Source organism: Streptococcus sanguinis, assembly GCA_013378335.1.
Lineage (GTDB): Bacteria > Bacillota > Bacilli > Lactobacillales > Streptococcaceae > Streptococcus > Streptococcus sanguinis_I.
The window spans coordinates 1,433,549-1,460,151 of sequence record CP040556.1 but is presented as its reverse complement, the minus strand read 5'-3'; the positions used below and the strand labels follow the sequence as shown (position 1 = coordinate 1,460,151).

Below are 26,603 nucleotides of genomic sequence, written 5' to 3'. Positions count from 1 at the left end.
AAAGGAAGCTGTATGGAAGATATTTTTGTAGCTCTGAATTCAATCTTGTCGCATAAAATGCGCTCTATGCTGACCATGTTGGGGATTATCATCGGGATAGGCGCTATCATCGCTATCTTTTCTATCATTGAGGGAAATACGGAAAATACCAAGCGTCAGCTCATCGGCGGCAACAATAACACAATCAAGGTCGTCTATGACAAGAAAAGCGCCATCGATCCAACCATTCCAGAGAAATCTCAAGCTCAGAAACCTTCTTATATTCCCTTTATGGGAGAGGATGTATTAAGCAAGATTAAGGAAATCTCCGGGGTCAAGAATGCTCTGCTGACCTATGGTACAGATGAGAAGATTTACTACCTGAGCCAAAAGTCATCTGGGAAGATTCAGGCTGTTTCGCAAACAGCTGCTGACATCAAGCAGCAACGTCTGCTAGAAGGTGAAGGATTTGACTCAGAAGCCTTTAAAAATCAAGAGCAGGTGACCTATCTGGAAAAGTCGCTTTATGATAGTCTTTTTCCAAAGGGTGATGGCATCGGCAAATATGTTGAAGTCTTGGGCAATCCCTTTAAGGTTATTGGCGTATTTGAGTCAACTGAGCAGAGTGGCTTAACAGCAGGTGCGGAAAAGGTAGCCTATATTCCCCTGCAGCAGTGGCATCGGATTTTTGATACCATTAATGTCAGTCCTGAAGTGACTGTCCAAACCCACAAGGCCGATGATTTGAAGAAGGTTGCCAAGAAGGTCAGTGATTATCTCAATGAGCAAATGCCACCGTCGGACTATATGTTTGGTGTGCTCAACCTGCAGGAATTTGAACGGCAACTGGACAATCTCAACAAGTCTAACTTCGTCTTGCTAGCAGGTATTGCCAGCATCTCCCTCCTAGTAGGAGGTATCGGTGTTATGAATATCATGCTGGTTTCAGTGACAGAGCGGACTCGTGAAATCGGAATTAAAAAGGCTCTGGGGGCTAGACGGAAGATCATTCTCAAGCAGTTCCTGATTGAGGCAGTCATCCTGACCCTGATGGGAGGAATTATTGGCGTGGTGGCTGGTATCGCCTCGGGCTTTGCCATCACCCAGTCTCTAGCCTATCCGTATATTCTATCCCTCTTTTCTGTCTTTGTAAGTTTGCTCTTTTGTTGTATAATAGGAGTAGTATTTGGGCTACTGCCAGCTGTGAAAGCATCCAAGCTGGATCCGATCGAAGCCCTGCGATTTGAATAGGTAAAGGAGAAAAATCTAAGTATGCACAAGATTCTAGTGGTGGAAGATGATACGACGATTAATCAAGTGATTTGCGAGTTTTTAAAGGAAAGTCAGTATGAGGTGAGGCCAGTATTTGACGGAGGCGATGCTTTGCAGGCTTTTGAAGAAGAACCCTTTGATCTGGTCATCTTAGATATGATGCTGCCAACCAAGAGCGGTCTGGAAGTGCTGAAGGAAATTCGCAAGACTTCTCAGATTCCGGTCATGATTTTGACCGCTCTGGATGACGAGTATACCCAGCTGGTCAGCTTTAACCACCTCATCAGTGATTATGTAACCAAGCCTTTTTCACCGCTAATCTTGGTCAAACGGATTGAGAATATTCTGCGCAGAAATACTGTTGCTTCAGAGATTGCTGTTGGAGATTTGACGGTTTCGATTGATGACTGCACGGTTTACTGGCAGGGCGAGAAAATGCCTCTGACCAAGAAAGAATATGAAATCTTGCAGACTCTGGCTAAGAGGAAGGGCCACCTGGTGACCCGTGATCAGCTGATGAATACCATTTGGGGCTACAGCGAGCTGGATAGCCGGGTACTGGATAATCATATCAAGAATATCCGTAAAAAGATTCCGGGTGTGCCGCTGAAAACCATTACGGGTATGGGCTATCAGCTTGGAGGAGAAGACAAGTGAAAATTGTCAAAAAGAACTTTCTCTTGACCTCGTCCATCATTTTCGTGGTGGTGACTATCGTTCTAGCCAGTCTTTACTTTGCCATGCCGGTGTATTATCAGCAGGTTAAGAGCGGAGAAGCCAAGCGGGAGTTTGACCAAGTTTCCAAGCAAGTCAAGGGAAAGTCAAGTCAGCAAATTGGCGAGCTCTTGAGTGATTATAGTAAAAAGAGCAATCTGATTTGGTTTACCTTGCTGGCGAAAGACAATACGATTCTCTATCCCTCACTCGAAGCTGGCGATGAAAGTTCTCTGCAGCTGACCATCGTTCCAACGATTGCCAACAGCGACTATGAGAGCAAGAGTTTATCAGAAAGTTTTCGGACTTCAGATGGTAAAGAAGTTGTCCTGAGAGGCGAATATTCCTTACAGCCGGTTTCTGATGCTAGTCGGATTTTGCTCAATCTCTATCCATTTGTCTTGCTTGTATCTCTGAGTCTGGGTGGTCTGGCAGCTTATCTCTACAGCCGGACTTCCAGTCAGCGGATCAAAGCCATCTCTAAGAGCACCCGTCAAATGACGAGTCTGGCTCCAGATGTGACCTGTCAGGTCAAGGGGCGTGATGAGATTGCTGAACTGGCCCAAGATATCAATCATCTCTATGCTAATCTACTGACCAGTATTGAGGCTCTGCGCCTAGAAAATGAAAAGGTAGCAGAAAGCGAGCGGGAAAAGGCTGAGTTTTTGCGGATGACATCGCATGAGCTCAAGACCCCCATTACCAGCATGATGGGGATGGTTGATGGCATGATTTATGGAGTAGGAGAGTTCAAGGATCGAGACAAGTACTTGCAGAAGTGCCGAGAAATCCTAGAGGAGCAGTCGGAGTTAGTCCAGTCTATCTTAGCCATTTCTAAACTGGAGATGAAGACTGAAACCGAACAAGAAGTCTTTTCACTCAAGCAGGTCTTGGAGGAAAATCTGAGCACCTATCGAGTTTTAGCAGATGTCAGACACTATCATTTTCAGGTTGAGCTCGCAGAAGCCAAGGTCAAGGGTAACCGCACCTATCTTCTCAAGGCTATCAAAAATCTTCTAGATAATGCCTTTCATTATACAGTAGAAGGTGGACAGATTCTACTTAGGCTGGAAGAGCGTAAGCTAGTCATCGAAAATGAAGCAGAACGAGTCTTAAACAAAGACCAAATCCAGCAGATTTTTCAGCCTTTCTACCGACCAGACTACAGCCGCAATCGCAAGGATGGTGGGACTGGTCTGGGACTCTTTATCGTTCAGCAAATTTTGGATAAGCATGGTCTGCGTTACCAGTTTGAAGCCGTTGATGGGCGGAAGATGCGCTTTAGCATTTCTCTGCCGACTGTTGAAAAATAGTCTTGCATTCTAGCCGGTCCTGCAGGAGCCGAAGAGAGAAGTCAGAAGCTGTATTTTGCGAAAAATACAAGTCTTCTGGCTCCTCTCTTTTTTGCTTTTCCCTATAGCTGAGCTGAGAATTTTTCTCTGAAAAATGTTACAATGAAATGACGAGATAAAGGAGGAGAATATGGAGCACAAAGAAAAAGATTTTAGCCTATCCTGGTTTTTTAAATGGTTTTTGGATAACAAGGCCATTACAGTATTTCTAGTGACCCTTTTGATGGGACTGAATATTTTTATACTTAGTAAAATCAGTTTTATTTTTAACCCAGTCATTGAATTTTTGGGAGTAATCATGCTGCCGGTTATTTTAGCTGGCCTGCTTTATTATCTGTTAAATCCCATTGTCGACTGGATGGAAAAGCACAAGATTAATCGACTGGTTGCTATTACCATAGTCTTTGTTTTAATTGCTTTTTTGATTATCTGGGGCTTGGCTGTGGCCATTCCTAGCTTGCAGCATCAGGTCATGGCCTTCGTCAGAAATGTTCCAGCTTATCTGAAGCAAGCTGACAAGTTCATCGACGATGTTGTGACCAAGCATATTTCGGAAGATTTTAGGCCGCAGATTGAAGAATACACTAGCAATCTGTCTAGCCAGATTACCGATTGGGCCAGCAATTTTTCATCGCGGGCAGTTAGTTGGGCGGGGAACTTAATCAGTACAACTTCGCAGATTATCGTGGCTATTATCATCATGCCGTTTATCCTTTTTTACCTGCTGAGAGACGGGAAAAATCTGAAAGGCTATGTGACCCAGTTTCTGCCGACTAAATTCCGCGCTTCCTTTGGTCAAGTGATGACGGATATCAACAGCCAGCTGGCTAACTATGTGCGAGGTCAGGTGACGGTTGCTATCATTGTAGCTCTGATGTTTATTGTTTTCTTCAAGATTATTGGCCTGCGCTATGGAGTCACTCTTGGAGTAATTGCCGGCGTTCTCAATCTGGTACCTTATCTGGGCAGCTTTTTGGCTATGCTTCCGGCTCTGGCAATCGGTTTGATTGCTGGCGGTCCAGTGATGCTGGCTAAGGTCATTGTCGTTTTCATCATTGAGCAGACTATCGAGGGGCGTTTTGTTTCTCCTCTGGTCTTGGGCAGTCAGCTCAGCATTCATCCGATTACGATTTTATTCGTATTATTGACTTCTGGTACCATGTTTGGCATTTGGGGCGTTTTCCTGGGAATTCCTGCCTATGCTTCAGCCAAGGTAGCTATTGCAGCCATCTTTAAGTGGTATCAGAAAGTAAGTGGCCTTTACGAAGCCGATTTTGAACAAGAAGGAGAAATCAGTGAGCAAGAGTGAGCAAATGTTGGCAGCTTTACAGGAGCAGGACCTAGCTCTGGCTGACCGCTATTTCGAGCAAGCCCTGACTACAGACAGCGAAGAAGAATTATTGGATTTGGCCGATTACCTAGAGAGTATCGGCTTTTTCCCTCAGGCCAAGCGTATTTTTGAAAAGTTGGCTCCTGACTATCCAGCTTCTTATATCAGTCTGGCAGCTATTGCCAGTGACGATGGGGACTTGGAGCAGGCTTTTGCCTATCTGGAGGAGATTCAGCCAGGTAGTGACTGGTATGTTGCTGCTCTCTTGGCTAAGGCTGACCTCTATCAGCTAGAGGGGCTTCCTGATGTGGCTCGTGAAAAACTGGCTCAGGCAGCGACGCTGACTGATGAGCCTTTGGTAACCTTTGGTCTGGCTGAGATAGATTTGGAGCTGGGGGATTTTTCTCAGGCGATTAGGGAATATGCTCAGCTAGACAATCGTACAATCTTTGAGCAGACAGGTGTCTCGACCTATCAGCGGATTGGGGTCTGCTATGCCAGTCTTGGAAAATTTGCAGCGGCTATTGAGTTTTTGGAGAAAGCAGTTGAGCTGGAGTATGACGATGCTGCGGTTTATGAGCTGGCAACTATATTAGCGGACCAGGAAGAATATCAGAAGGCCAATCTTTATTTCAAGCAACTGGATACGCTGTCGCCGGATTTTGAAGGCTACGAATATGGCTATGCCCTATCTCTTCATGCGGAGCATCGGACGGATGAAGCCTTGACTCTTGCCCAGCAGGGCTTGGCTAAGAATCCTTTTGAGACTCGGCTCTTACTTTTAGCCTCGCAGCTTTCTTATGAACTTCATGATGAGGAAGCGGCTGAACATTATCTCTTGCAAGCTCAGCAAGATGCGGATGATTTGGAAGAGATTGCCTTGCGACTGACGACTCTTTATTTGGAGCAAGAGCGCTATGAGGAGATTTTAGAATTTGCAGAGCAGGAAATTGACAATGCCTTGACCCGCTGGAATCTGGCGCGTGCTTATCAGGCTTTGGAAAATCTGGAAAAAGCAGAGGAACTCTATAATCAACTGGCTCATGAACTGCAAAACAATCCAGAGTTTCTGGAGCAGTATGTTTATTTCTTACGTGAACTAGGCCGATTCGAAGAAGCTAAAAGGGCTGCAGCTTCTTACCTGATATTGGTACCTGATGATGCTAGTATGCAGGAGCTTTATGAAAGCTTATAGGAGCTCAAGAAGCAATCGCTCAGCCCTTTCCCGCGATTTATGGTATAATGATTGGCGGTAGAAATTCAGTAAGCACATGTAATAAGGATGAATTAAGCTTAGCTGGATAGGCAATAATATTTTTAGGAAGAGAAAGATTAAGGAAAAAGAATGGCAGAACCAATCAAATTATTTCAATATAATACTTTGGGAGCTTTGATGGCTGGTCTTTACGATGGCAGTATGACTGTTGGGGAGCTGCTTCAGTATGGAGATTTGGGTTTGGGAACGCTGGACTCTATTGATGGCGAGCTCATTATTCTCGATGGCAAGGCTTATCAGGCAAAGGGATCTGGAGAAGTGCCAGAAGTGGTTGAGGTGTCACCGGATATGACAGTACCTTATGCGGCAGTGGTTCCTCACCAAGCAGAGGTCATTTTCCGTCAGCGCTTTGAGATGGATGACAAGGAGCTGGAAAAGCGGATTGAGTCTTACTATGATGGGGAAAATCTTTTCCGCTCTATCAAGATTCATGGTGATTTCGCCCGCATGCATGTTCGGATGATTCCCAAGTCTACAACGGAGCGGAAGTTTGCAGAAGTAGCGGTCAATCAGCCTGAGTACTGTAAGGAAAATATCACTGGAACCATCGTTGGTATCTGGACGCCTGAGATTTTCCAAGGGGTCAGTCTGGCAGGCTATCATTTGCATTTTGTATCGGATGATCTGTCTTTTGGCGGTCATGTCATGGACTTTGTTATCAAGGAAGGTGTCGTCGAGTTGGGCGCTGTAGATCAGCTGGATCAGCGTTTTCCAGTTCAGGATCGCAAGTATCTCTTTGCTAAGTTTAATATGGATGAGATGAAAAAGGATATTGAACAGTCGGAATAATATAGAAGGGGTGAGCATTGTTTGCTGCCTCTTTTTTTGATATAATTGGAAAAAGAACAGAGGAGAAGAAAAGCTATGATTTATTTGGTAAACGCCAGCCCAAATAGGAATTGCAATAGTTTTAAGCTGGGGCACTTTTTTCTGCGAGATAGAGATTATGAGGCTCTTCAATTAGTGGACTACCATATTGAGCAATATGGCCAGTCAGCAGAAAACGATCAGTTTTTTCAAGTCTATGAGCAGCTGAGCCAAGCCGATGTACTGGTGTTTACCAGTCCTATTTATTGGTGGTCTTTTTCGGGTCTGCTAAAAACTCTGTTAGACCGAGTAGCTGATGTGCATGAGCCGCAGGAAGCACTCAAGGGCAAAAAGGTGTTCCTGCTCTTGCAAGGTTCTCAGCCCAGCAAAGAAATTGAAATGTTGGACTACGTAATGAGCCGCTTTTGCCAGAACTGCGGACTCAAATACGAGGGGCTGGCAGTAACTACTCATGAACTGAAAGAAATCGACGGTTGGGAATTAACGTCCCTGAAAGAAAAATTAGATAAGGTTTTATCTGAAGGTTAAAAGTAAGAAGATTCGTTTGCGGATCTTCTTTATTTTGCTCTAAAAATGGAGTCTTTTTTTCAGGTGTCTATTTTTGGACACTATACCCCTCAACCACGGTCATATCCATAGCTAACTAAATATAAATGGTGTATAATACCTATTGCTATTAAATATTAATATAGGAGATTCTATGGGAAAAGAATTATTTAACCCCCATTTAAACAAATTTTCGATTCGAAAATTAAATGTTGGAGTTTGCTCGGTATTATTATCTACCGTTTTCCTTTTAGGTACTGCGGCTACAGTCAATGCAGATGAAACTGCCAGCGGATCTGTAGATGATAATATCTCACTGCCAGAAAAGCCGACGGAGTCAGCTGTCAGTCAGCCTGCTCTTGAGAATACAGCAACATCTGCTGTTTCTGAAACAGGTAATTTAGAAGCAAGTGCGGAACAAAATCAGCTGGTAAGCCCAGCTGCAGCTCCAGAGCAAGCGACAGCTGAAAAGCCACAAGAAGCTAATCAGACAGCTGAGACCTCTAATGAAGCAAGACCTACTGAAGCTAGTCGGACGCGCTCTTATTCAGTACAATATACGCCAAAACCAAGTTCTGCGGCTATGCCTAGGTCTGATCGTAATGGTCAGCCAATGGAGACAGGAACATCATTCCGTACTACCAGTCCTGCTGGCCAAGCGAGCTCTGCTATACAAGATGCAACAGCTAATCCTACAGTTTCTAAACCAACACTGGAAGAATCTGTAAGAAAACGCTCTGATGAGTTGATGAAGCAGGTGAATTGGCTAGATTTTGGTGATACTAAATCACTGAGAAATCTAGATAAAGATGGCTCCTTTAAAGTTGGAACGGTATATGAAAAAGAGATTTCGCCGGGCTATGTGGTCAAACTGACCGTGACGGAATTGAAACCTTTCTATGCGACAGAGATCTATCGTGATCGAGTAAAGGGAACTGAGTACGAAAGTAGTTATGATCCCAATGCAAAAAATACTTGGCTTCAATATAACAATAGTAATAATTATGCTTATCAGTATTGGTATGGTGATGATTACCGTCCTAAAATTACTGGTGCTGCTCAGAATCAATACTCAGCTATTAAGTCAGAGGGAATTGATACCAAAGGGCGTAAAACCCAACTGCAGGTTCCTAAAGATGAAGCCAACTATGGCGTGAAGTTCAAAGTTGAAGCTAGATATCGTGGGAAGCCAGTTAAAGCAACAGTTGTCATGGCTGATGGAGAAGAGGCTAATCCGGGTGAGTATGCTATCTTTACAACCAATGGTAAGGGTTGGGAACATTTGGCTGAGTGGAAGCGTACAGTTACAGACGCAAATGGTGTGACGACTGAGATTACAGAAACCTATAAGCCAATGAAGCCTACCACAGAAGGCCAATTTATTGGAGATGACGGTACTGGAGTTCATTGGCAGGCCTATGTCAGTCCTGATCAAAAGACTGGCGGACTGGGAAGTCAAGTATTTGGACCTAATCTTTCTAGAAATAATACAATTCCACTTGTGATGACTCGTGGTGCTTCAGAAGTTGGTATTTATATAGCTTCTTCTGGTCAACAGGCTGCGATGATTGGTTTCATGGCAATCGATGAAGGTGATGCACCGGATTCCTATGGAAAAGCTATCCATGCTATTTCAAGATACAATGCAGAAACTGGCGGTCAAAATCCACAGCCATTCTTGGGGCGAGTGGAGGCTGATATTGATACCTCGTCTGGTAATAACTGGAAACATGATGATGATACAGACTTGGCCGATGAAGGTATTAATCAGCTCTTGTCTGATGATTTAGTCGGGAAAACCAATGGTCTTTTTCCAGTAAACCGTCTGCACGACGGAGATTATTCTCTCCGCATCCATGCTTCGGCTAACGGATACGAAAAAGCCTATGTCCGCGCCTGGATTGACTTCAATAATAATGGTGTCTTTGACGAAGATGAAGCCAGTGAATTTACCGAAGTAACAACTGCGGGAGATTATACTGTCAACTTTAAGAAGAACCCAGCCATGATCAATCCTGAACTTAGCAAGCTGGGAATGCGAGTTCGTATTGCCTTGAACAAGGGAGATATTGAAAAGCCTACTGGAACTGCATTTAGTGGTGAGGTGGAAGACTTAGAAGTTGAACTGACTTACCCACCAAAAGGCGAGAAGAAGGAAAGTACTGGAATCCGTGATCAGAGACAGACAGCCACTCTTCATTTCACTCCACAGGGGATTGCTCAAAATACTGAAAACAAGAAAGTAGCGATTGACACAACTAAAGCTCCGATTGTATTAGATGCGAGAGGAAAGGTTCTGACTGCAGATGCAGAAGGCTGGTACAACACTGCTGAAGGCCGTTATAAAGTAACAGCCAACGGTGCTGATGTAGATGTGGTATATGAGCCTAAGGCTGGCTTTATCGGCACAGCTCAGGGGATTAACATCCGTCGTTTTGATACTAACGGGGCAAGTACTGATTGGATTGCTAAAAATCAGGCTGAACCAGTCATCAATGACCAGCTCAACACCATGGATGGACGTTATGTACCAACCGTGCTGAATGTTCCTAAGTATGAAACAACAGATGCTCAAGGACTAACGCAAGAAAAGACGCCTGTCTTTAATGATGGTGATGCTGGCAAAACTCCTGCAAGTCCAAGTACAGCAAATCCTGTAAAATTTGTGAAAGCAGATGGAATGACTACAGATGATACTAGAGTTCCAGCTTTATCAAATGGTCAGGAAGTTGGTCGTTTTGAAGTCGAGCCTTCAACAGGTAAGATTATTTTCAAACCAAACAAAAACTTTGTTGGTACTGTTGACCCTGTGTCTGTTCAAATGATTGATGGCAAAGGTATTCCGCATCAAGCTGTTTATCAGCCAAATGTGACTCCTGTTAGACCATCTGCTCAAGGTGCTAGCAGTGAGGGCATTCAAGGTGCAGTTCAGACAGGACAGCTGACCTTCAATCCAGGCAATAATCGTGTGCCTATTGATAGCAAGAAGTTGCCAACCTTTGATAATGGCAGCCAGACTAAAACAGTTGCTGGTGTTGGGACTTATCAGGTGGATAATCAAGGCCTAGTAACCTTCACTCCACTACCGACTTATACTGGACGTCCAGCGGCTGAGACTGTCAAGCGAGTAGATGTTAATGGAACAGAAGTAACAGCTACCTATCAGGCTGATGTAAAAGCAGCAGCACCAAGTGCGACGAATGTTGAAACCAGTGGCATACAAGGCCAAGTTCAGCGAGGGAAAGTCAGCTTTACAGAAGGTTCTGCGCAAGTCAATGGTCAAACACAAACTGTGGCCTTTCCAGCTGGCTCAACTCCGCTCTTCGACAATGGTTCGACTGTTAAAGAAGTGCCTACTGTTGGTAAATTTGAAGTGGATGAGGATGGAAATGTAACCTTTACTCCAGAGAAACAATTTAAAGGCCTTACGCCAGATATCGGGATTACTCGTACAGATACGAATGGCAGCACAGCTACAGCTATCTACAAGGCGACAGTCACTGCTGTAACTCCAACAGGGACAAACATCACCAGCACTGGTAAACAAGGCCGTCCACAGACAGGTAAGCCAAACTTTGTCAGTGGCAACCCAGATGTACCGATGGATAATGATACTCCAGCGACTTTCGATGATGGAAGCAAGCGCAAGGTGGTTCCAAATGTCGGTATCTTTGAAGTAGCACCAGATGGATCTGTCACTTTCACACCTGACAAGCAATTTGTTGCTACACCAGACCCAGTAACAGTTAAGCGTGTAGATAAGAATGGCACTCCTGTGACGGCTAAGTACACGCCTACTGTTGAGAAAGTGACCCCAAGAGCAACAGGCGCTCAGACAAAAGGCCCTCAAGGTCAAGTTCAAAAAGGCAAGGTTACTTTTGAACCAGGAAGTCCTCAGGTTGGTTTCCCAGAGAACAGCACGCCAGTCTTTGATACCGGCACGAATGTGAAAGAAATTGCCAAAATCGGTAAGTTCGAAGTGGACGGAGAGGGTAATGTCACCTTTACTCCAGTCAAAATCTTTGTAGGCAAAACTCCAGAAGTCGAACTCAGCCGTGCAGATGTCAACGGTACAGTAGCTAAGGCAAATATCGGGCGACTGTGACCGCTGTGACTCCGACAGGAACTGGAGATCAGACAGAAGGTCCGCAAGGCCAAGTTCAAAAAGGCCGTGTAACTTTTAAAGCTGGCGATCCAAAAGTAGGATTCCCAGCCAATAGCACGCCAGTCTTTGACACGGGTACGAATGTCAAAGAAATTGCCAAAGTCGGTAAGTTTGAAGTAGATGCGGAGGGCAATGTCACCTTCACCCCAGACAAGCGCTTTGTAGGTGAAACGCCAGAAATTAGCATTTCTCGCAAAGATGCAAATGGTATTGCAGCAAAAGTCACTTATATCGCGACAGTTACATCAGTAACTCCAACAGGAACTAATGTGACTAGCACAGGCCCTCAAGGTCTTCCGCAAACGGGTACCCCAAGTTTCCAAGGTGGTGATCCACTGGTTCCGATTGATGAAGCAGTCGAGCCAACTTTCGCAGATGGCAGTAAGAAAAAGACTATTCCAGGCCAGGGAACTTACACCATCACTCCAGATGGCGCAGTGACCTTCACTCCTGAGAAGCAATTTGTAGGCAACCCAGATCCAATCACTGTAAAACGCGTCGATAAGAACGGCACTCCAGTGACTGCGACTTATAGTCCAGAATTTACGAAAGTAACTCCGACAGGTACTGGTACCAAGACAGAAGGTCTTCAAGGCCAAGTTCAAGAAGGTCAAGTTACCTTCACGCCTGGTCATGATTCAGTTCCATTCCCGACTGGTTCGACTCCACTATTTGACAATGGTTCTTCTGTCAAAGAAGTACCGAATGTTGGTAAGTTCGAAGTGGATGCCAATGGCAAGGTGACTTTCACACCGGATAAGCAGTTTAAGGGAACTACTCCTGAGCTGACATTGATTCGAGCAGATGTGAATGGCACTCCTGTTACCGTCAAATACCAAGCAGTAGTGAAAGAAGTGGTTCCAACGGGAACAAATATTACCAGCACTGGTGAGCAAGGCCGCCCACAAACAGGCAAGCCAAACTTCGTAAGCGGCACTCCGGGAGTACCACTGGATAATGACACTCCGGCTACTTTCGACGACGGAAGCAAGCGCAAGGTTGTTCCAAATGTCGGTATCTTTGAAGTGGCACCAGACGGTTCTGTCACCTTTACCCCAGATAAGCAATATGTTGGCACACCAGATCCAGTTGTTGTTAAGCGAGTGGACAAAAATGGCACTCCAGTGACAGCCAATTACACGCCAACGGTTGAAAAAGTGACTCCAAGAGCGACAGGTGCTCAGACAGAAGGGCTTCAAGGCCAAGTTCAAAAAGGCAAGGTTACTTTTGAAGCAGGAAGTCCGCAAGTCGGCTTCCCAACCGACAGCACACCTGTCTTTGATACCGGCACGAATGTCAAAGAAATTGCCAAAGTTGGTAAGTTCGAGGTTGATGCAGAGGGGAATGTTACCTTCATACCAGTCAAAACGTTTGTCGGTAAGACAACAGAAGTTGAACTTAGCCGTACAGATATCAACGGTACAGCAGCAAAAGCCAACTACCAAGCGACTGTGATTGCTGTTACCCCGACAGGTACGGGTGACAAGACAGAAGGATTACAAGGTCAGGTTCAAAAAGGTCATGTCACCTTCACGCCAGGCCATGAATTAGTTCCATTCCCAGCAGGTTCGACTCCGCTCTTTGGTAACGGAAAAAATATTAAAGAAGTACCAAATATCGGTAAGTTCGAAGTGGATGTAGATGGCATTGTGACCTTCACTCCAGACAAACAGTTCAAGGGTGAAACACCAGAACTAGGAATTATTCGTGTGGATGCCAACGGCACTCCTGTTACAGTTAAGTACCAAGCGGTAGTGAAAGAAGTAACTCCGACAGGTACCACCGTTACGAGCACCGGTCCACAAGGTATCCCGCAAACAGGCACTCCAACCTTCAAAGCTGCGGATCCACTGGTTCCAATTGATGAGACTGTTGAGCCAACCTTTGCAGATGGAAGCAAGAAGAAGACCATTCCAGGTCAGGGAACTTATACCATTACTCCAGATGGTGCAGTGACCTTCACACCAGAGAAGCAATTCGTAGGCAAGCCAGATCCAATCTCTGTGAAACGAGTAGATAAGAACGGTACACCAGTGACAGCGACCTACAGTCCAGAATTTATGAAAGTAACTCCGACTGGTACTGGCTCCAAGACAGAAGGTCTGCAAGGCCAAGTTCAAGAAGGCCAAGTCACCTTCACGCCTGGTCATGATTCAATTCCATTCCCAGCAGGTTCAACCCCACTTTTTGATAATGGTTCTGCAGTTAAAGAAGTACCAAATATTGGTAAGTTCGAAGTGGATGCAGATGGCAAGGTAACCTTTACTCCAGATAAACAGTTCAAAGGTGAAACACCAGAACTGGGATTAATTCGTTTAGACGCTAACGGAACTCCTGTTATTGTCAAATATCAAGCAATAGTGAAAGCAGTAGTCCCAACTAGTAAAGATGCGACATCTACGAATATCAAGGGTCATGTTCAAACCGGCAAACCTGTCTTCGAAGCAGGTGATCCATTGGTGCCAATTGATGAGACGATTGCACCAATCTTCGAAGATGGAAGTAAGGAAAAGACCATTCCAGGTCAGGGAACCTATACTATCGCACCAGACGGTACAGTCACTTTCACTCCAGAAGCAGATTTCCTTGGTCAGGGTACTGGTGTGACCCTTGTCCGTCGTGATAAGAATGGTACCTCAGTGACGGCTCGCTATATTCCGACTGTGGTTGCACCATCAACCAGTCAGGACAGTGTATCTAGTGGACGCAAGGGCCAAGCTCAAACGGGCATGCCAACCTTTGAAGGGGCGATTGATCAGGCAGTAGCACCGACCTTTGCGGATGGCAGCACCGAAATGGTTGTTCCAGGCCAAGGTACCTACACGATTGCGCCAGATGGCACTGTGACCTTTGTACCGGAAACGGGCTTTGTCGGTCAAGCTGACGGCGTGACAGTGATTCGAAAAGACCGTAATGGTCAGACGATTTCAGCAGTTTACGTTCCGACTGTGACAGAAGATCCTGTTCAGCCAGAGCGGACGATTACACCTGCACCACCGTCTCTTTCCAAGAGCGAGAGTGCAATAGCTCTTCCTAAGACTGGTACAGAAGAAACCTCATACTTAGCTGCAAGCTTACTTGCGGGAGTGTCAGGTTTGGGACTGATTGTATTAGAGAAGAGAAAGAAAAAGTCTGAAGACTAAGGCAAGATTGAAGAAATTTCCTTCTTGAACAAGAGGAATTTCACGAGAACGCAAAAAAGAGGTAGAACGTAAGTTTTACCTCTTTATTAGTATCACATAATTAGCGTGATAGCGAGAAACAGAATGTTTCCGTTTACTAATGCCTGTCTCGCTGCCAAGAATGACCTATTTTCAAAAAAGACAAGTCTACATCTTCATGCTTTTAATTTTCTCTTCATCTGGTGTGACGCGCAGGGTTTTCTGGCCTGTATAGGTTACAAATCCTGGTTTGCCACCGGTTGGTTTGTTGAGCTTTCTAGTCTCAATCATGTCCACTTGAACCAGATTTGAGAGTCTGGCTTTGGAGAAGTAGGCTGCTAGCTCGGCAGCGTCAGTCTTGACTTCATCGCTGGGCTGAAGATTGCCTGTGATGACCACATGACTGCCTGGAATATCCTTGGCGTGAAACCAAAGCTCGTCTTTCTTAGCTATCTTAAACGTCAGCTCGTCATTTTGTAGATTGTTGCGGCCAACCAGGATAATGGTTTGGCCATCAGTTGCCAGATATTTCTCCGGTTTCTGCCTTTTCTGGATTTTCTCTCTCTGGCGTCGGCGGATAAAGCCAGTCTGGATGAGTTCCTCCCGAATTTCCGCGATTTCAGTCAGGCTGGCCTGAGCAAGGGCTGTTTCCACACTCTCTAGGTAGAGAATCGTAGTCCGTGTCTCCTCAATCAGGCTGGTCAGGTGTTTGACAGCTTCCTTGAGCTTCTGGTAGCGTTTAAAATAGCGCTGAGCATTTTGGTTGGGCGTCAGAGCCTTATCAAGGGCAATGACAATCTTCTCACCCGAGTAGTAATTGTCTAGCTCTACCTGATTTTGGTCGTTAGGTACCTGATGGAGAAAGGTGGTCAAGAGTTCCCCTTTTTGGCGAAATTCTTCTGCATTCTCCGTTGCTAGTAGCTCTTCCTCTTGCTTGCCCAGTTTTTTTCGGTTCTTTTCCAACTCATTTTCTACTCGGCGGATGAGCTCGCTGGCCTGCTGGTTGACCCGATCGCGCTCTGCTTTGTCCTTATAGAAAGTGTCTAAAAGCTCGGATAGCGTGGATATTTGGTCCTTACTGTCGGAAAATAGCAGAGCAGAGAAAGATTTTTCGGTCAGGCTTGGCTGAGTCGGACTGGCAAAGAAGGCTCGGAAAGTTTTGAGCTTGTCAGTTGTCAGACGGCCACTGAGTTCAGTAGCCGTATCCCGACCCAATCCCTGAAAAATTTGCTGCAGGCGTTTGGGCTCTATGTTCTCAGTATGTAGGATTTCAAAGAGCTTTTCATCGCCTACAGTGAAAGGGTTGAGACTGCCAGTCTGAGGCGGTGCGACATAAGTTGAGCCCGGCAGGATGGTTCGATAGCTATTTTGCGAAAATCCGACGTGTTTAATGGCTTCAATAATCTTACCGCTAGCCTTGTCCAAGAGAATGATATTGCTGTGCTTGCCCATGATTTCGATGACCAGAGTCACAGCCACGCTATCGCCAATTTCGTTCTTATTGGAGACGCTGATTTCTAAAATTCGGTCATTCTCCACTTGCTGGATTGCTTCAATGACAGCGCCCTGCAGGTATTTGCGCATCACCATGATAAAGGTGTTGGGAACAGCTGGATTTTCAAACGTGGTATCTGTCAGCTGGACGCGCCCAAAGACCGGGTGGGCTGATAGGAGCAGCTTGTGGCTTTGGCGGTTGCTGCGAATCTGTAAAACCAGCTCCTGTTCAAAGGGCTGATTAATCTTCTGAATGCGGCCACCCAGCAATTCGCGGCGGAGCTCCTCTGTCATGTGGTGTAAAAAAAATCCGTCGAAAGACATCTATATTCTCTCTTTCATAGAAATAACTTCTATCATTATATCATATCACAGAAAATAGACCAGAAAGTTGATGAATATTTCTTGAAAGGGATCTAGATATTAAAAGAAATAATCATAATGTACCCTAATTATTTTTTGAACAGTTTTACAGCAATGTGATAATGTAAAGGAATGGAAAAAGAGGAGATTGTGGTATAATGTATATTATTCATAAATAACTTGAAAGCAAGGTATATTATTTGATTTGTACGAGATGTGATGATTTCAAAAAAATTTTAGCAGTGGAAGAGTACATTGTAAGAAGTGCTCCAGAAAAAGGAAATTTTCTTGAAGAACTTTTTGATGAATTTTCTGTAAACCAAGAAGTAGAAAGTATATGCCAAAATTGTAGCAATAAAATATCGAAAAGTGAATCTTACTTTGATGATGATGAGTTAATGGAAAGATTGCATCATTTTATTGGAGAGCAACTAACATCTAAAATTGAAGGTTGTCAGTTTTGTTCTCAACCATCAGAAATATTTACCAGTATGCGACATGGTGGATTCTTTGATGAAGAGGATGATGTTGAGGGTATGATTGATGATTTAGATACCTCAATTGAAGTAGGACAATTTATCTATGATCAATTTGATTTAGATTCCATTGATGAAATTGTTAAATCTATGTACTGTCCAGTGTGTGGCTTTGGTTCTGGACCTAATTATGATGAAAAAATAGACTATGGTTTTTTTGATGAGTTTTCGGAAATTTACACAAAAGAATCTTTAGACGAATTTGATGAAAGGTTTTATGGAGAAATTGAAGAAATAGAGAAAGAAGTCAGCTTATTGGCAAACGAATTAACAATGGAAGAGTTAGTTGACTTGAAGGATGAATATATACAAAATAAACTTTATGTTTCTCAAAATAAAGCTTTTTTAAGACTTGAAGAAGTTATTAAGTCATTGTATGAAAAGGGAGGTTACTACCCTTTAGCTTCTGGAAGAACAATTTTTAGAACACGAACTATGGCTCTTGGGTATCAAATTAGCGAATTACCGTCAGATGACAATTTATGGGAGCCTCCATATGGGGTATCGGGGCATGGAAGGTATAATGATATTGGAGTGAGTGTTCTATATTGTGCTAATAACTTAGATGTTCTTCAAGAAGAAGTTCCTTTAGATCAAGGGAAGGAATATGTATATGCTAAATTTATTCTTAGTAAAACTTTAAAAATGTTTCCAATAAATTTTGTTTTTAAGAGAGGGAAAGATAAACAGAGTGATTTTGATGGACTTATTTCTCAGCCATCAAAATCGGATTCAAAGTCATTTAGGATAGAATATATTATGAGCAATATTGTTGCAGCAATCTGTTCAGAAATAGGATATAACGGAATAGCGTATAAATCTACTAAGTGTCCGGAATCTATAAATTATGCTTTTCTTAGATTTGAGAAAAAAATAGAACTTACGATGGTTGAAGTATTTAAATAAAATAGCTTTAATAGAGAACAGTTGGAGATGATTTTATTTTTATTCTAAAAAATGAAGATGATTCTTTGAATATCAGAATAATTAACAATGTATTATGTAATTGGATTTTAATCTTGACATTTTCGTCAGGATACTTTAAAATAGTGTTGATTAGAAAGTAATTTATGACTGTCTTTTAGAGAGCCTGTAGTTGGTGCAAGCAGGCGATGGGCATGAACGAAATTGGGCTAATTGATAAAATGAATTTGAAACAATAAGAATTCGGTAGGCACACCTTACAGTGCAGCTTGTTTGATGACAAGACAGAGATATGGGGAATATTAGCTATTTTCCATAATTGAGGTGGCACCGCGATTTACGCCCTCACACAGAGTACCTGTGTGAGGTTTTTTGTTGCTTATTATAAAAAAACAAGGAGATAACCTATGTTTAAACGATGGCGTCCCTAGGGATTAAACAGAAAAAATATAAAACATAGAAATGGAGGAAGAACATGAAAAATAAACGATTAATGACTATCTTAGGCCTTCTGGCCGTTTTGGCAATTGGTGGGATTGTCTATTCCAGCTTGAACAGCAAAGGCAACACCACTAAGACTAGTGGTGACAGTCAGACAGTCAAGGTCGGTGTGCTGCAGTATGTCAGTCACCCTTCGCTGGATTTGATTTACAAGGGGATTCAGGATGGTTTGGCTGAGGAAGGCTATAAGGGAGACAATATTAAGATTGACTTTATGAATGCTGAGGGCGATCAGAGCAAGGTCTCTACTATGAGCAAGCAGTTGGTTTCCAATGACAATGATGTGCTGATTGGTATTGCGACTCCGTCTGCACAAGGACTGGCTGCAGCTACTAAGGACAAGCCTATCGTTATGGGAGCTGTAACTGATCCAGTCGGAGCAAATTTGGTGAAAAATCTGGACAAACCAGGCGGCAACATCACAGGTGTCTCTGACCACAATCCGGCCAAGCAACAGCTAGAGTTGATTAAAAAATTGACCCCAGATGTTAAGACTATCGGTGCGCTCTACTCTAGCAGTGAAGACAACTCCAAAGCTCAGGTAGAAGAGTTCAAAAAACTAGCTGAAGAGGCGGGCTACAAGGTAGAGGAATACTCTGTTCCTTCGACCAATGAAATTGCATCAACCATGAACGTCATGACTAGCAAGGTTGATGCTATCTGGATTCCAATTGATAATACCGTTGCGTCAGCTTTTGCGACAGTTGTGTCCAGCAATAAAGAAGCTAAGAAGCCGATTTATCCAAGTGCGACGGCCATGGTAGAAGAAGGTGGTCTTGCCTCTGTCGTTGTAGACCAGTATGACCTAGGTGTTGCGACTGGTAAAATGGCAGCGAAAATCCTTAAAGGTGCTAAACCTGCTGACACTGCAGTAGATATTTTCGATACAGGTAAATCTGTTATCAATACCAAAAATGTTAAAGAACTTGGCATTACTGTACCAGAAGATGTCCTCAAAGAAGCAGGTCAGGTTATTAAATAGAAAGAAAGGGAGTCTGTTGTTTAACAGGCTTCTTTTTCTCGATAGTCTCTTCTTGTAAAACCTTTCTCGCAGTTGTATAATAGAATTGGCTCAAGTGAATGGGAAGAGCAAATGAAGTGCAGTTTGCTCCAGTCGATTTTACGAAGAGATAGAAGCGGAAAGGAAGTTAGTCAAGAAAGAATGGAAGAAGATATTCAAAAAAACCGCTATATGGGATCGGTCAAGGTTGGCCCCAAGGGGCAGATTGTCATTCCCAAAGAAGTGAGAGATATGTTTGAAATTCAACCTGGGGATGCTCTGGTCCTCTTTGCAGATGCCCAGCAAGGTATTGCCATCCAGCGTTACGAGCTCTATGAAGAACTATTTAATCAGACCTTCAATGGAGACAAAAATTCAAAAAGTGATTTATAAAATAGGAATCTGCTCAAGCAGATTTTTTCTTTTGCTTTTATTTGCTACTACTAATGAATAGGCGTATAATAAGTATAAGAAGTTATACAAATTATACCAAACTCTTTTGAGATTGAGTTAAAATAGCTTAGTTTTTAGCTAAATGAGTAAGTTGTGACTAGCTTTAGATGTCAAAGTCATATCTTTACATAACATTTCGTTTTTTAGTTCCTCATATCTGATGAAAGGAGATGTCCTTATGTATGCAGTTGAGATGCAGGATTTGACCAAGCAATACGGCTCAAAAACGGTTGTTGATGGTTTGAATCTAAAAATTGAAGAGGGTGAATTCTTTGCCATGCTGGGCTCTAATGGTGCGGGGAAGACAACAACGATTAAGATGCTGTCCTGTCTAGTTGAACCGACAGCAGGAGATGCCCTAATGCTTGGCTATAGCATTCGCAAGGAGGAAGGTGCTGTCAAGGAAATAATTAATGTTTCACCTCAGGAAACAGCTGTTGCTCCCAAGCTGACAGTCAAGGAAAATCTGGAGATGATTGCTCGTCTATATGGATTTTCTAAGGAAGAAGCGGTGCAAAAGACAGAGCATCTGATGGAGACATTTGACCTGACGGATAGGCAGCATGATCGAGCCAAGTCCTTGTCAGGTGGCTGGCAGCGCAAGCTCAGTATTGCAATGGCTCTAATCAGTCAGCCCAAGATTCTGTTTCTGGATGAACCGACCTTGGGGCTGGATGTACGGGCTAGAAGGGAGTTATGGAAGAATATTGAGCAACTAAAGGGAAAAGTTACAGTGATTCTGACCACCCATTATCTAGAAGAAGCTGAGGCTTTGGCCGACCGACTTTGCATTATGGATAAGGGAGTGGTGCAGATTTTGGGAACAGCAGAGGAAATTATCCAAGCTTCCGGTAAGAAGGATTTTGAAGAGGCCTTTTTGTCCTATACGGAAGGAGGGGAATTAGCATGAGAGCCTTCATTTTTGCAAAGCGCAATTTCAAAGAAATCATGCGTGATTATGTCAGCAGTCTGATGGGAATTGGTTTTCCTGTCTTTCTGATTATCGCCCTGTCCCTTATGAAACAGAGCCTCAAAGGGATGCCAGCTATCTTTTCCATTGAAAATTTTGCTCCTAGTATGATGGTATTTGGTGCTTCTTGGCTAACTATTTTTGTTGGCAGTTTAATGGCCACGGATCGCAACAGTTCTTTTCTCATGCGTCTCCTATCTACACCGCTTAGAAGTGTGGATTATATCTTAGGATATTCGATTCCAGTTCTGCCTCTGGCTCTTTTACAGGGCATAGCTAGTTTTGCAACTGCAATGATTTTTGGCTTATCCTTAAATCTGGGAACTTTTTATGTCCTCTTGGTTTTGATCCCAGTAGCTCTGTTCTTTATTTCCTTAGGCTTGCTTTTAGGCTCAGCTTTCTCTAGCAGTAATGCAGTCAGTGGTTTTGGAACTATTCTTGTCAATGCCACGGTTTTTCTCAGTGGAGCAGTGCTTCCGATTGAGATGATAGGAGGTGGCTTTGAAGCATTTTGCAATGCCTTGCCATTTGTCCATGCAGCAAAGGCTGTTCAGTTGGCATTGGCTCAAGATTTGAATTCGATTTTGCCTCATCTGTTTTGGGTTCTGATCTATGCTTTCCTATTCTTTATCCCTTCTGTCTGGATTTTCAAAAAGAGGATGAAAGGCTAAGGCTTCCATTCAAGCGTGAAAATCAGCCGGATTAGCTTGCGAAATGTTTAGAAATCTGTTAGAATGAAATATAACTAAATAGCAATCCGCAAGACTAGTAACCTAGGGGAAGTTTAACAGGGAGGGGAGCCATCGACTGAAAGCTCTCTAGATGAAAGCTAGGCGAATTCACTTGCTCTAGGATTGATAAGTGAGGTCTGGCTTGCCAGATAAAAAACGGATGGTACCGCGTGTCAACGCTCCGCTTATGGAGATTGACGCGCTTTTTATTTTGGAGGGAAAATGACGAAAACGATTGAAGAACAACTGAAAAGCCTGCGTGAAGAGACTCTAGCTTCTCTCAAGCAGCTCAAGGCTGAGAATCAAAAGGAACTGCAGGACTTGCGTGTAGCAGTCTTGGGTAAGAAGGGTTCGCTGACTGAAGTCCTGAAAGGAATGAAGGATATCTCAGCTGAAATGCGGCCGATTATCGGAAAGCACGTCAATGAAGCGCGTGATATCCTGACAGCAGCCTTTGAGAAGGCTGCTCAAGAGATGGAAGAGCAATTAGTAGCTCTGAAACTGGCTGAGGAATCCTTAGATGTGACCCTGCCAGGCCGTCAAATTCCGGTTGGGAACCGTCATATTCTTAGCCAAACTAGTGAAGAAATTGAAGATATCTTCATCGGGATGGGCTATCAGGTCGTGGACGGCTTTGAAGTGGAAAAGGACTATTACAACTTTGAGCGGATGAATCTGCCTAAGGACCACCCAGCACGGGATATGCAGGACACTTTCTACATTACAGAGGAGATTCTGCTCAGAACCCACACCAGTCCGGTACAGGCGCGAGCTATGGACGCTCATGACTTTTCTAAAGGGCCACTCAAGATGATCTCACCAGGACGTGTCTTCCGTCGGGATACTGATGATGCGACTCACTCCCACCAGTTCCATCAGATTGAAGGCTTGGTAGTTGGAGAAAATATTTCCATGGCAAACCTGCAAGGAACGCTGCAGCTGATCGTCCAGAAGATGTTTGGCGAAGATCGCAGTATCCGTCTGCGTCCGTCTTACTTCCCATTCACAGAGCCGTCTGTTGAAGTGGATGTTTCCTGCTTTAAGTGTGGCGGTGCCGGCTGTAATGTCTGCAAGAAGACTGGCTGGATTGAGATTATGGGAGCTGGTATGGTGCATCCGCGCGTGTTGGAAATGAGCGGCATTGATGCAGAGAAATACTCTGGATTTGCCTTTGGTCTTGGCCAAGAGCGGGTAGCTATGCTCCGCTACGGCATCAACGACATTCGTGGATTCTACCAAGGAGATATTCGTTTTTCTCAGCAGTTTTAAGTAGAAACCTATATTCATAGATACAGCTTTTCTGAGAAAGGAGTGCAGTATGCTAGTCAGAGTCAAGAAAGAAGAAGCGAGCATCCTGCGAGAGTTGGAAGTCGCAACCTATCAAGAAACCTTTGGTCCATTTATCAAGGAAGCTGATATGGCTCATTATTTTGACAATGAGCTGTCGCTTGCAACTATCGAAAAGGAACTGGCAGACCCTGAGTCAGAGACCTATTTTGTTGTCAAAGACGGTGAAATTGCTGGTTTTCTCAAGTTTAACTGGGGACAGGCTCAAACAGAGCAAGAACTGCCACAAGCCTTTGAGGTTCAGCGAATCTATGTCTTGAAAGCCTATCATGGTCAAGGCTTGGGCAAGGAGATGTTTGAATTTGCCTTGGAAGAAGCCGAGAAACGAGGCTTTGACTGGGTCTGGCTGGGCGTCTGGGAAAGAATTTTAGAGCTCAAGATTTTTACTTCAAATACGGCTTTGAAAAATTCAGCCAGCACGACTATGTCACTGGTGAGACAGTAGACACAGACTGGCTGCTGCGCAAGAAATTGAAATAAATAAGAAAATTTAAAGAGAGGAAATGATACGACCTAAAAGCTTAAAATTTAGATGATTTGTTTCTGAAATCAGGATTTCAGACAAATCCCTAAAATTTGGTCGCTTTTACCAATTGCCTTGGCAATTAGCCGGTCTTAATATCTTAAATATGCTAGTAAGTTATAAGTGGTTAAAAGAGTTAGTAGACATTGATGTTGCGAGCACTGAGCTGGCTGAGAAAATGTCAACGACAGGAATTGAGGTGGAAGGTGTGACATCACCAGCCGCTGGCCTGTCAAAAATTGTCGTTGGTGAGGTGGTATCGTGTGAGGATGTTCCTGATACCCACCTGCATGTTTGTCAAGTCAATGTCGGAGAAGAGGAGAACCGTCAGATTGTCTGCGGTGCTCCAAATATTCGCGCAGGCATCAAGGTCATGGTGGCTCTGCCGGGTGCTCGCATTGCCGACAATTATAAGATTAAAAAAGGGAAAATCCGTGGCTTGGAGTCACTGGGCATGATCTGCTCTCTGGGTGAGCTGGGTATTTCTGATTCTGTTGTGCCAAAGGAATTTGCGGATGGCATTCAAATCCTGCCTGAAGAAGCAGTGCCAGGTGAGGAAGTCTTCTCTTATCTGGACTTGGACGATGAGATTATCGAGCTTTCTATCACCCCAAACCGGGCAGATGCTCTGTCTATGCGTGGGGTGGCTCATGAAGTGGCTGCAATCTATGACAAATCAGTACATTCCAAAGATTTTCCGCTGGTGGAAAATGAGAAGCAGGCAGCTGACAGTCTTTCAGTAGCCCTTGAGACAGAGAAAGCCCCTTATTACGCAGCTCGTATCTTGGAAAATGTCACCATTGCACCAAGTCCTCAGTGGTTGCAAAATCTCCTCATGAACGAAGGAATCCGTCCGATTAACAATGTAGTGGACGTGACCAACTACATCCTGCTCTACTTTGGTCAGCCTATGCATGCTTTTGATTTGGATACTTTTGAGGGTGACCAGATTGTCGTGCGGGAAGCGCGTGCTGGTGAAAAACTGGTGACACTGGACGGCGAAGAGCGCGAGCTGGAAGTTAGCGACCTAGTCATTACTGTGGCAGATAAGCCAGTGGCTTTGGCTGGTGTCATGGGCGGAGCAGCGACTGAAATCTCTGGCCAGTCCACTCGTGTTGTTCTGGAGGCGGCTGTTTTTGATGGTAAATCAATCCGCAAGACCAGCGGTCGACTTAACCTTCGTTCTGAATCATCTTCCCGCTTTGAAAAAGGCATCAATGTAGCAACTGTCAATGAAGCTTTGGACGCGGCAGCAAGTATGATTGCGGACTTGGCAGGTGCAACTGTTCAGGCTGGGATCGTATCCGCTGGTAGCTTAGACACTAGTGATGTAGAAGTAGTGTCTAGTCTCGCGGATGTCAACCGTGTGCTGGGAACAGACTTGCTTTATACAGATATTGTGGATGTCTTCCGCAGACTTGGCTTTGGCTTGTCAGGAAATGCTGAACAGTTCACTGTCAGTGTCCCTCGCCGTCGTTGGGATATTTCAATTGAAGCGGACCTCTATGAAGAAATTGCCCGCATTTACGGCTATGACAAATTACCAGCTAGCCTGCCAAAAGATGACGGGACTGCTGGTGAATTGACTGCAACGCAGCAACTGCGCCGTCAAGTACGGACCTTAGCAGAAGGAGCTGGGCTGACAGAAATCATCACCTATGCGCTGACGACGCCAGAAAAAGCGGTTGAGTTTACTCTCAATCCTAGCAACTTGACTGAGCTCATGTGGCCCATGACAGTGGAGCGCTCCGTTCTTCGTCAGAACATGGTTTCTGGCATTTTGGACTCCCTAGCCTACAATGTAGCTCGTAAAAATAAGAATCTAGCTCTCTATGAGATTGGAAAAGTCTTTGAGCAGACCGGTAATCCTAAGGAAGAACTGCCAAATGAAATCAATAGCTTTGCCTTTGCTTTGACAGGTCTGGTTAATGAAAAAAACTTCCAGACCAAGCCAGTAGCAGTTGATTTCTTCTATGCTAAGGGTGTAGTGGAAGCACTCTTTGCTAAGTTGGGCTTGACAGCTGAATACGCGGCTAGCAACCAGATTAAGAGTTTGCATCCTGGTCGGACTGCTTTAATCTCTATCAATGGCCAGCCTGTCGGCTTTGTCGGCCAAGTCCATCCTGCGACAGCCAAGGCTTACGATATTCCTGAAACTTATGTGGCTGAGCTCAATCTGTCTGCTATCGAAGAGCAGCTCCAGCCAGCACAGCCATTTACAGAAATCACTAAATTCCCAGCTGTCAGCCGGGATGTGGCCCTCTTGCTCAAAGCAGAAATCACTCACCAAGAGGTTCTTGATGCAATACAAGCAGCTGGTGTTAAGCGCTTGACAGATATTAAGCTCTTTGATATCTTCTCTGGGGACAAGCTGGGTGTCGGCCTTAAATCCATGGCCTACAGCCTGACTTTCCAAAATCCAGAAGCTAGCCTGACTGACGAAGAAGTGGCTAAATACATGGAAAAAATCCAAAAATCTCTGACCGAAAAACTTGGTGCAGAAGTTCGCTAATGAACTATTCCCCAGTCATGTGATTGGGGATTTTGATTAGTACTCTTCGAACTCCTATTCAAATCATTGTTGATTTACAGTTTCGCTTGGCTTTCTATCTGGGCAAGCTAATTACTAGGATGCGAGCAAAGATGTAGACGAAACGAGAAGAATTCGAAATTGAAAATCAGTAGGGAAAGTAATCATGGAAAATTCAAACCAAATCTCCCAATGTCAGACTCTTTGGGCTAGAAATAAATATCTGGTTCTCAGTCATTCCAGTAAGATCTATCTGGATATCCGCCAATATCTAAAAAGTGACTCGGTGGAAGCAGCACATGTTCAAGACTTGATTGATCAGGCGATAGCCCTGCCTGAAAATCGCGGTCAGGTCAGCAATGCCTTTCAGCATGTTTGGGGCTATTTTAAGAAAAAAGCCAGTACGACTGAAAAAGAAGATTTTATGTATCTTTTGCTTCGTTACCAATCCGGCCAGGCTGAGCAAAAAGACTTGGTAAGAGCTGTAAAGGACCTGCTAGTCAAGTATCCCAATCCTTATCTGCAGCAGTCGACTTTGTTATTTGGGGATGAAGCATGAGGAACTGAAATTAAGGGGAGAAATTGTTACTTTAGTAGCTTTGAGGCTA

The 26,603-nt window shown here is 44.1% G+C and carries 16 protein-coding genes and 2 pseudogenes; 17 read left to right on the top strand and 1 reads right to left on the bottom strand.

The annotated features are described in order from the left end of the window. Positions 1 to 12 precede the first annotated feature (12 nt). The 8 genes and pseudogenes from FFV08_07600 (at position 13) to FFV08_07565 (ending at position 14,605) form a co-directional block, all read left to right on the top strand. Positions 13 to 1,230 (top strand): FtsX-like permease family protein, encoded by a 1,218-nt coding sequence (locus tag FFV08_07600; GenBank protein ID QLB52478.1) that lies wholly within the window; start codon positions 13 to 15, stop codon positions 1,228 to 1,230. Positions 1,231 to 1,251: 21 nt separating this feature from the next. Continuing rightward, on the top strand, positions 1,252 to 1,908 hold the full coding sequence (locus FFV08_07595; GenBank protein QLB52477.1) for a response regulator transcription factor: 657 nt from the start codon (positions 1,252 to 1,254) through the stop codon (positions 1,906 to 1,908). Next, entirely contained in the window at positions 1,905 to 3,278 is a 1,374-nt protein-coding gene (locus FFV08_07590; protein ID QLB52476.1) for a HAMP domain-containing histidine kinase, read from the top strand. The genes FFV08_07595 and FFV08_07590 overlap by 4 nt, the downstream gene beginning before the upstream one ends. A 169-nt stretch (positions 3,279 to 3,447) precedes the next feature. Next, a complete protein-coding gene (locus FFV08_07585) occupies positions 3,448 to 4,626 on the top strand; it encodes an AI-2E family transporter (GenBank protein ID QLB52475.1) in 1,179 nt (392 codons plus the stop codon). After that, complete coding sequence (locus FFV08_07580; protein ID QLB52474.1) at positions 4,613 to 5,842, top strand: tetratricopeptide repeat protein; 1,230 nt, start codon at positions 4,613 to 4,615, stop codon at positions 5,840 to 5,842. Before FFV08_07585 ends, FFV08_07580 begins: the two co-directional genes overlap by 14 nt. Before the next feature lie 150 nt (positions 5,843 to 5,992). Continuing rightward, on the top strand, positions 5,993 to 6,712 hold the full coding sequence (gene budA, locus FFV08_07575) for an acetolactate decarboxylase (protein ID QLB52473.1): 720 nt from the start codon (positions 5,993 to 5,995) through the stop codon (positions 6,710 to 6,712). 75 nt (positions 6,713 to 6,787) lie between these two features. Next, entirely contained in the window at positions 6,788 to 7,279 is a 492-nt protein-coding gene (locus tag FFV08_07570; protein QLB52472.1) for an NAD(P)H-dependent oxidoreductase, read from the top strand. 172 nt (positions 7,280 to 7,451) lie between these two features. Then, positions 7,452 to 14,605, top strand: a pseudogene (locus tag FFV08_07565) (YSIRK-type signal peptide-containing protein). Between the two features lie 186 nt (positions 14,606 to 14,791). Here FFV08_07565 and FFV08_07560 read toward each other — a convergent pair. Further along, a complete protein-coding gene (locus FFV08_07560) occupies positions 14,792 to 16,441 on the bottom strand; it encodes a fibronectin/fibrinogen-binding protein (GenBank protein ID QLB52471.1) in 1,650 nt (549 codons plus the stop codon). Between the two features lie 281 nt (positions 16,442 to 16,722). Here FFV08_07560 and FFV08_07555 point away from each other — a divergent pair, with 281 nt between their 5' ends. From FFV08_07555 to FFV08_07515, 9 genes and pseudogenes are all read left to right on the top strand, one after another. Further along, positions 16,723 to 17,922, top strand: coding sequence for a hypothetical protein (locus FFV08_07555; GenBank protein ID QLB53287.1), 1,200 nt, complete (start codon positions 16,723 to 16,725; stop codon positions 17,920 to 17,922). Positions 17,923 to 18,415: 493 nt separating this feature from the next. Further along, positions 18,416 to 19,423 carry an ABC transporter substrate-binding protein gene (locus FFV08_07550; protein QLB52470.1) on the top strand — a complete coding sequence of 336 codons (1,008 nt, stop codon included), beginning with the start codon at positions 18,416 to 18,418 and terminating at the stop codon, positions 19,421 to 19,423. Positions 19,424 to 19,534: 111 nt separating this feature from the next. Next, a complete protein-coding gene (locus tag FFV08_07545) occupies positions 19,535 to 19,834 on the top strand; it encodes an AbrB/MazE/SpoVT family DNA-binding domain-containing protein (protein QLB52469.1) in 300 nt (99 codons plus the stop codon). 238 nt (positions 19,835 to 20,072) lie between these two features. Further along, positions 20,073 to 20,804: an ABC transporter ATP-binding protein gene (locus FFV08_07540; GenBank protein QLB52468.1), complete on the top strand. Its 732-nt coding sequence runs from the start codon at positions 20,073 to 20,075 to the stop codon at positions 20,802 to 20,804. After that, positions 20,795 to 21,535 carry an ABC transporter permease gene (locus FFV08_07535; protein ID QLB52467.1) on the top strand — a complete coding sequence of 247 codons (741 nt, stop codon included), beginning with the start codon at positions 20,795 to 20,797 and terminating at the stop codon, positions 21,533 to 21,535. The genes FFV08_07540 and FFV08_07535 overlap by 10 nt, the downstream gene beginning before the upstream one ends. Positions 21,536 to 21,817: 282 nt before the next feature. Then, complete coding sequence (pheS, locus tag FFV08_07530; GenBank protein QLB52466.1) at positions 21,818 to 22,864, top strand: phenylalanine--tRNA ligase subunit alpha; 1,047 nt, start codon at positions 21,818 to 21,820, stop codon at positions 22,862 to 22,864. Positions 22,865 to 22,913: 49 nt separating this feature from the next. Beyond that, positions 22,914 to 23,422: pseudogene (locus tag FFV08_07525) on the top strand (GNAT family N-acetyltransferase). 149 nt (positions 23,423 to 23,571) lie between these two features. After that, complete coding sequence (locus tag FFV08_07520; protein QLB52465.1) at positions 23,572 to 25,977, top strand: phenylalanine--tRNA ligase subunit beta; 2,406 nt, start codon at positions 23,572 to 23,574, stop codon at positions 25,975 to 25,977. A gap of 184 nt (positions 25,978 to 26,161) precedes the next feature. Further along, complete coding sequence (locus FFV08_07515) at positions 26,162 to 26,554, top strand: DUF1722 domain-containing protein (GenBank protein ID QLB52464.1); 393 nt, start codon at positions 26,162 to 26,164, stop codon at positions 26,552 to 26,554. The last annotated feature ends 49 nt before the right edge of the window (positions 26,555 to 26,603 follow it).

What these genes read in the sequence shown, in the direction of transcription:
- FFV08_07585 (QLB52475.1), top strand. Translation starts at nt 3,448, where the DNA reads ATGGAGCACAAAGAAAAAGATTTTAGCCTATCCTGGTTTTTTAAATGG.
- pheS (QLB52466.1), top strand. Translation starts at nt 21,818, where the DNA reads ATGACGAAAACGATTGAAGAACAACTGAAAAGCCTGCGTGAAGAGACT.
- FFV08_07545 (QLB52469.1), top strand. Translation starts at nt 19,535, where the DNA reads ATGAAGTGCAGTTTGCTCCAGTCGATTTTACGAAGAGATAGAAGCGGA.
- FFV08_07515 (QLB52464.1), top strand. Translation starts at nt 26,162, where the DNA reads ATGGAAAATTCAAACCAAATCTCCCAATGTCAGACTCTTTGGGCTAGA.
- FFV08_07520 (QLB52465.1), top strand. Translation starts at nt 23,572, where the DNA reads ATGCTAGTAAGTTATAAGTGGTTAAAAGAGTTAGTAGACATTGATGTT.
- FFV08_07570 (QLB52472.1), top strand. Translation starts at nt 6,788, where the DNA reads ATGATTTATTTGGTAAACGCCAGCCCAAATAGGAATTGCAATAGTTTT.
- FFV08_07560 (QLB52471.1), bottom strand. Translation starts at nt 16,441, where the DNA reads ATGTCTTTCGACGGATTTTTTTTACACCACATGACAGAGGAGCTCCGC.
- budA (QLB52473.1), top strand. Translation starts at nt 5,993, where the DNA reads ATGGCAGAACCAATCAAATTATTTCAATATAATACTTTGGGAGCTTTG.
- FFV08_07550 (QLB52470.1), top strand. Translation starts at nt 18,416, where the DNA reads ATGAAAAATAAACGATTAATGACTATCTTAGGCCTTCTGGCCGTTTTG.
- FFV08_07600 (QLB52478.1), top strand. Translation starts at nt 13, where the DNA reads ATGGAAGATATTTTTGTAGCTCTGAATTCAATCTTGTCGCATAAAATG.
- FFV08_07595 (QLB52477.1), top strand. Translation starts at nt 1,252, where the DNA reads ATGCACAAGATTCTAGTGGTGGAAGATGATACGACGATTAATCAAGTG.
- FFV08_07540 (QLB52468.1), top strand. Translation starts at nt 20,073, where the DNA reads ATGTATGCAGTTGAGATGCAGGATTTGACCAAGCAATACGGCTCAAAA.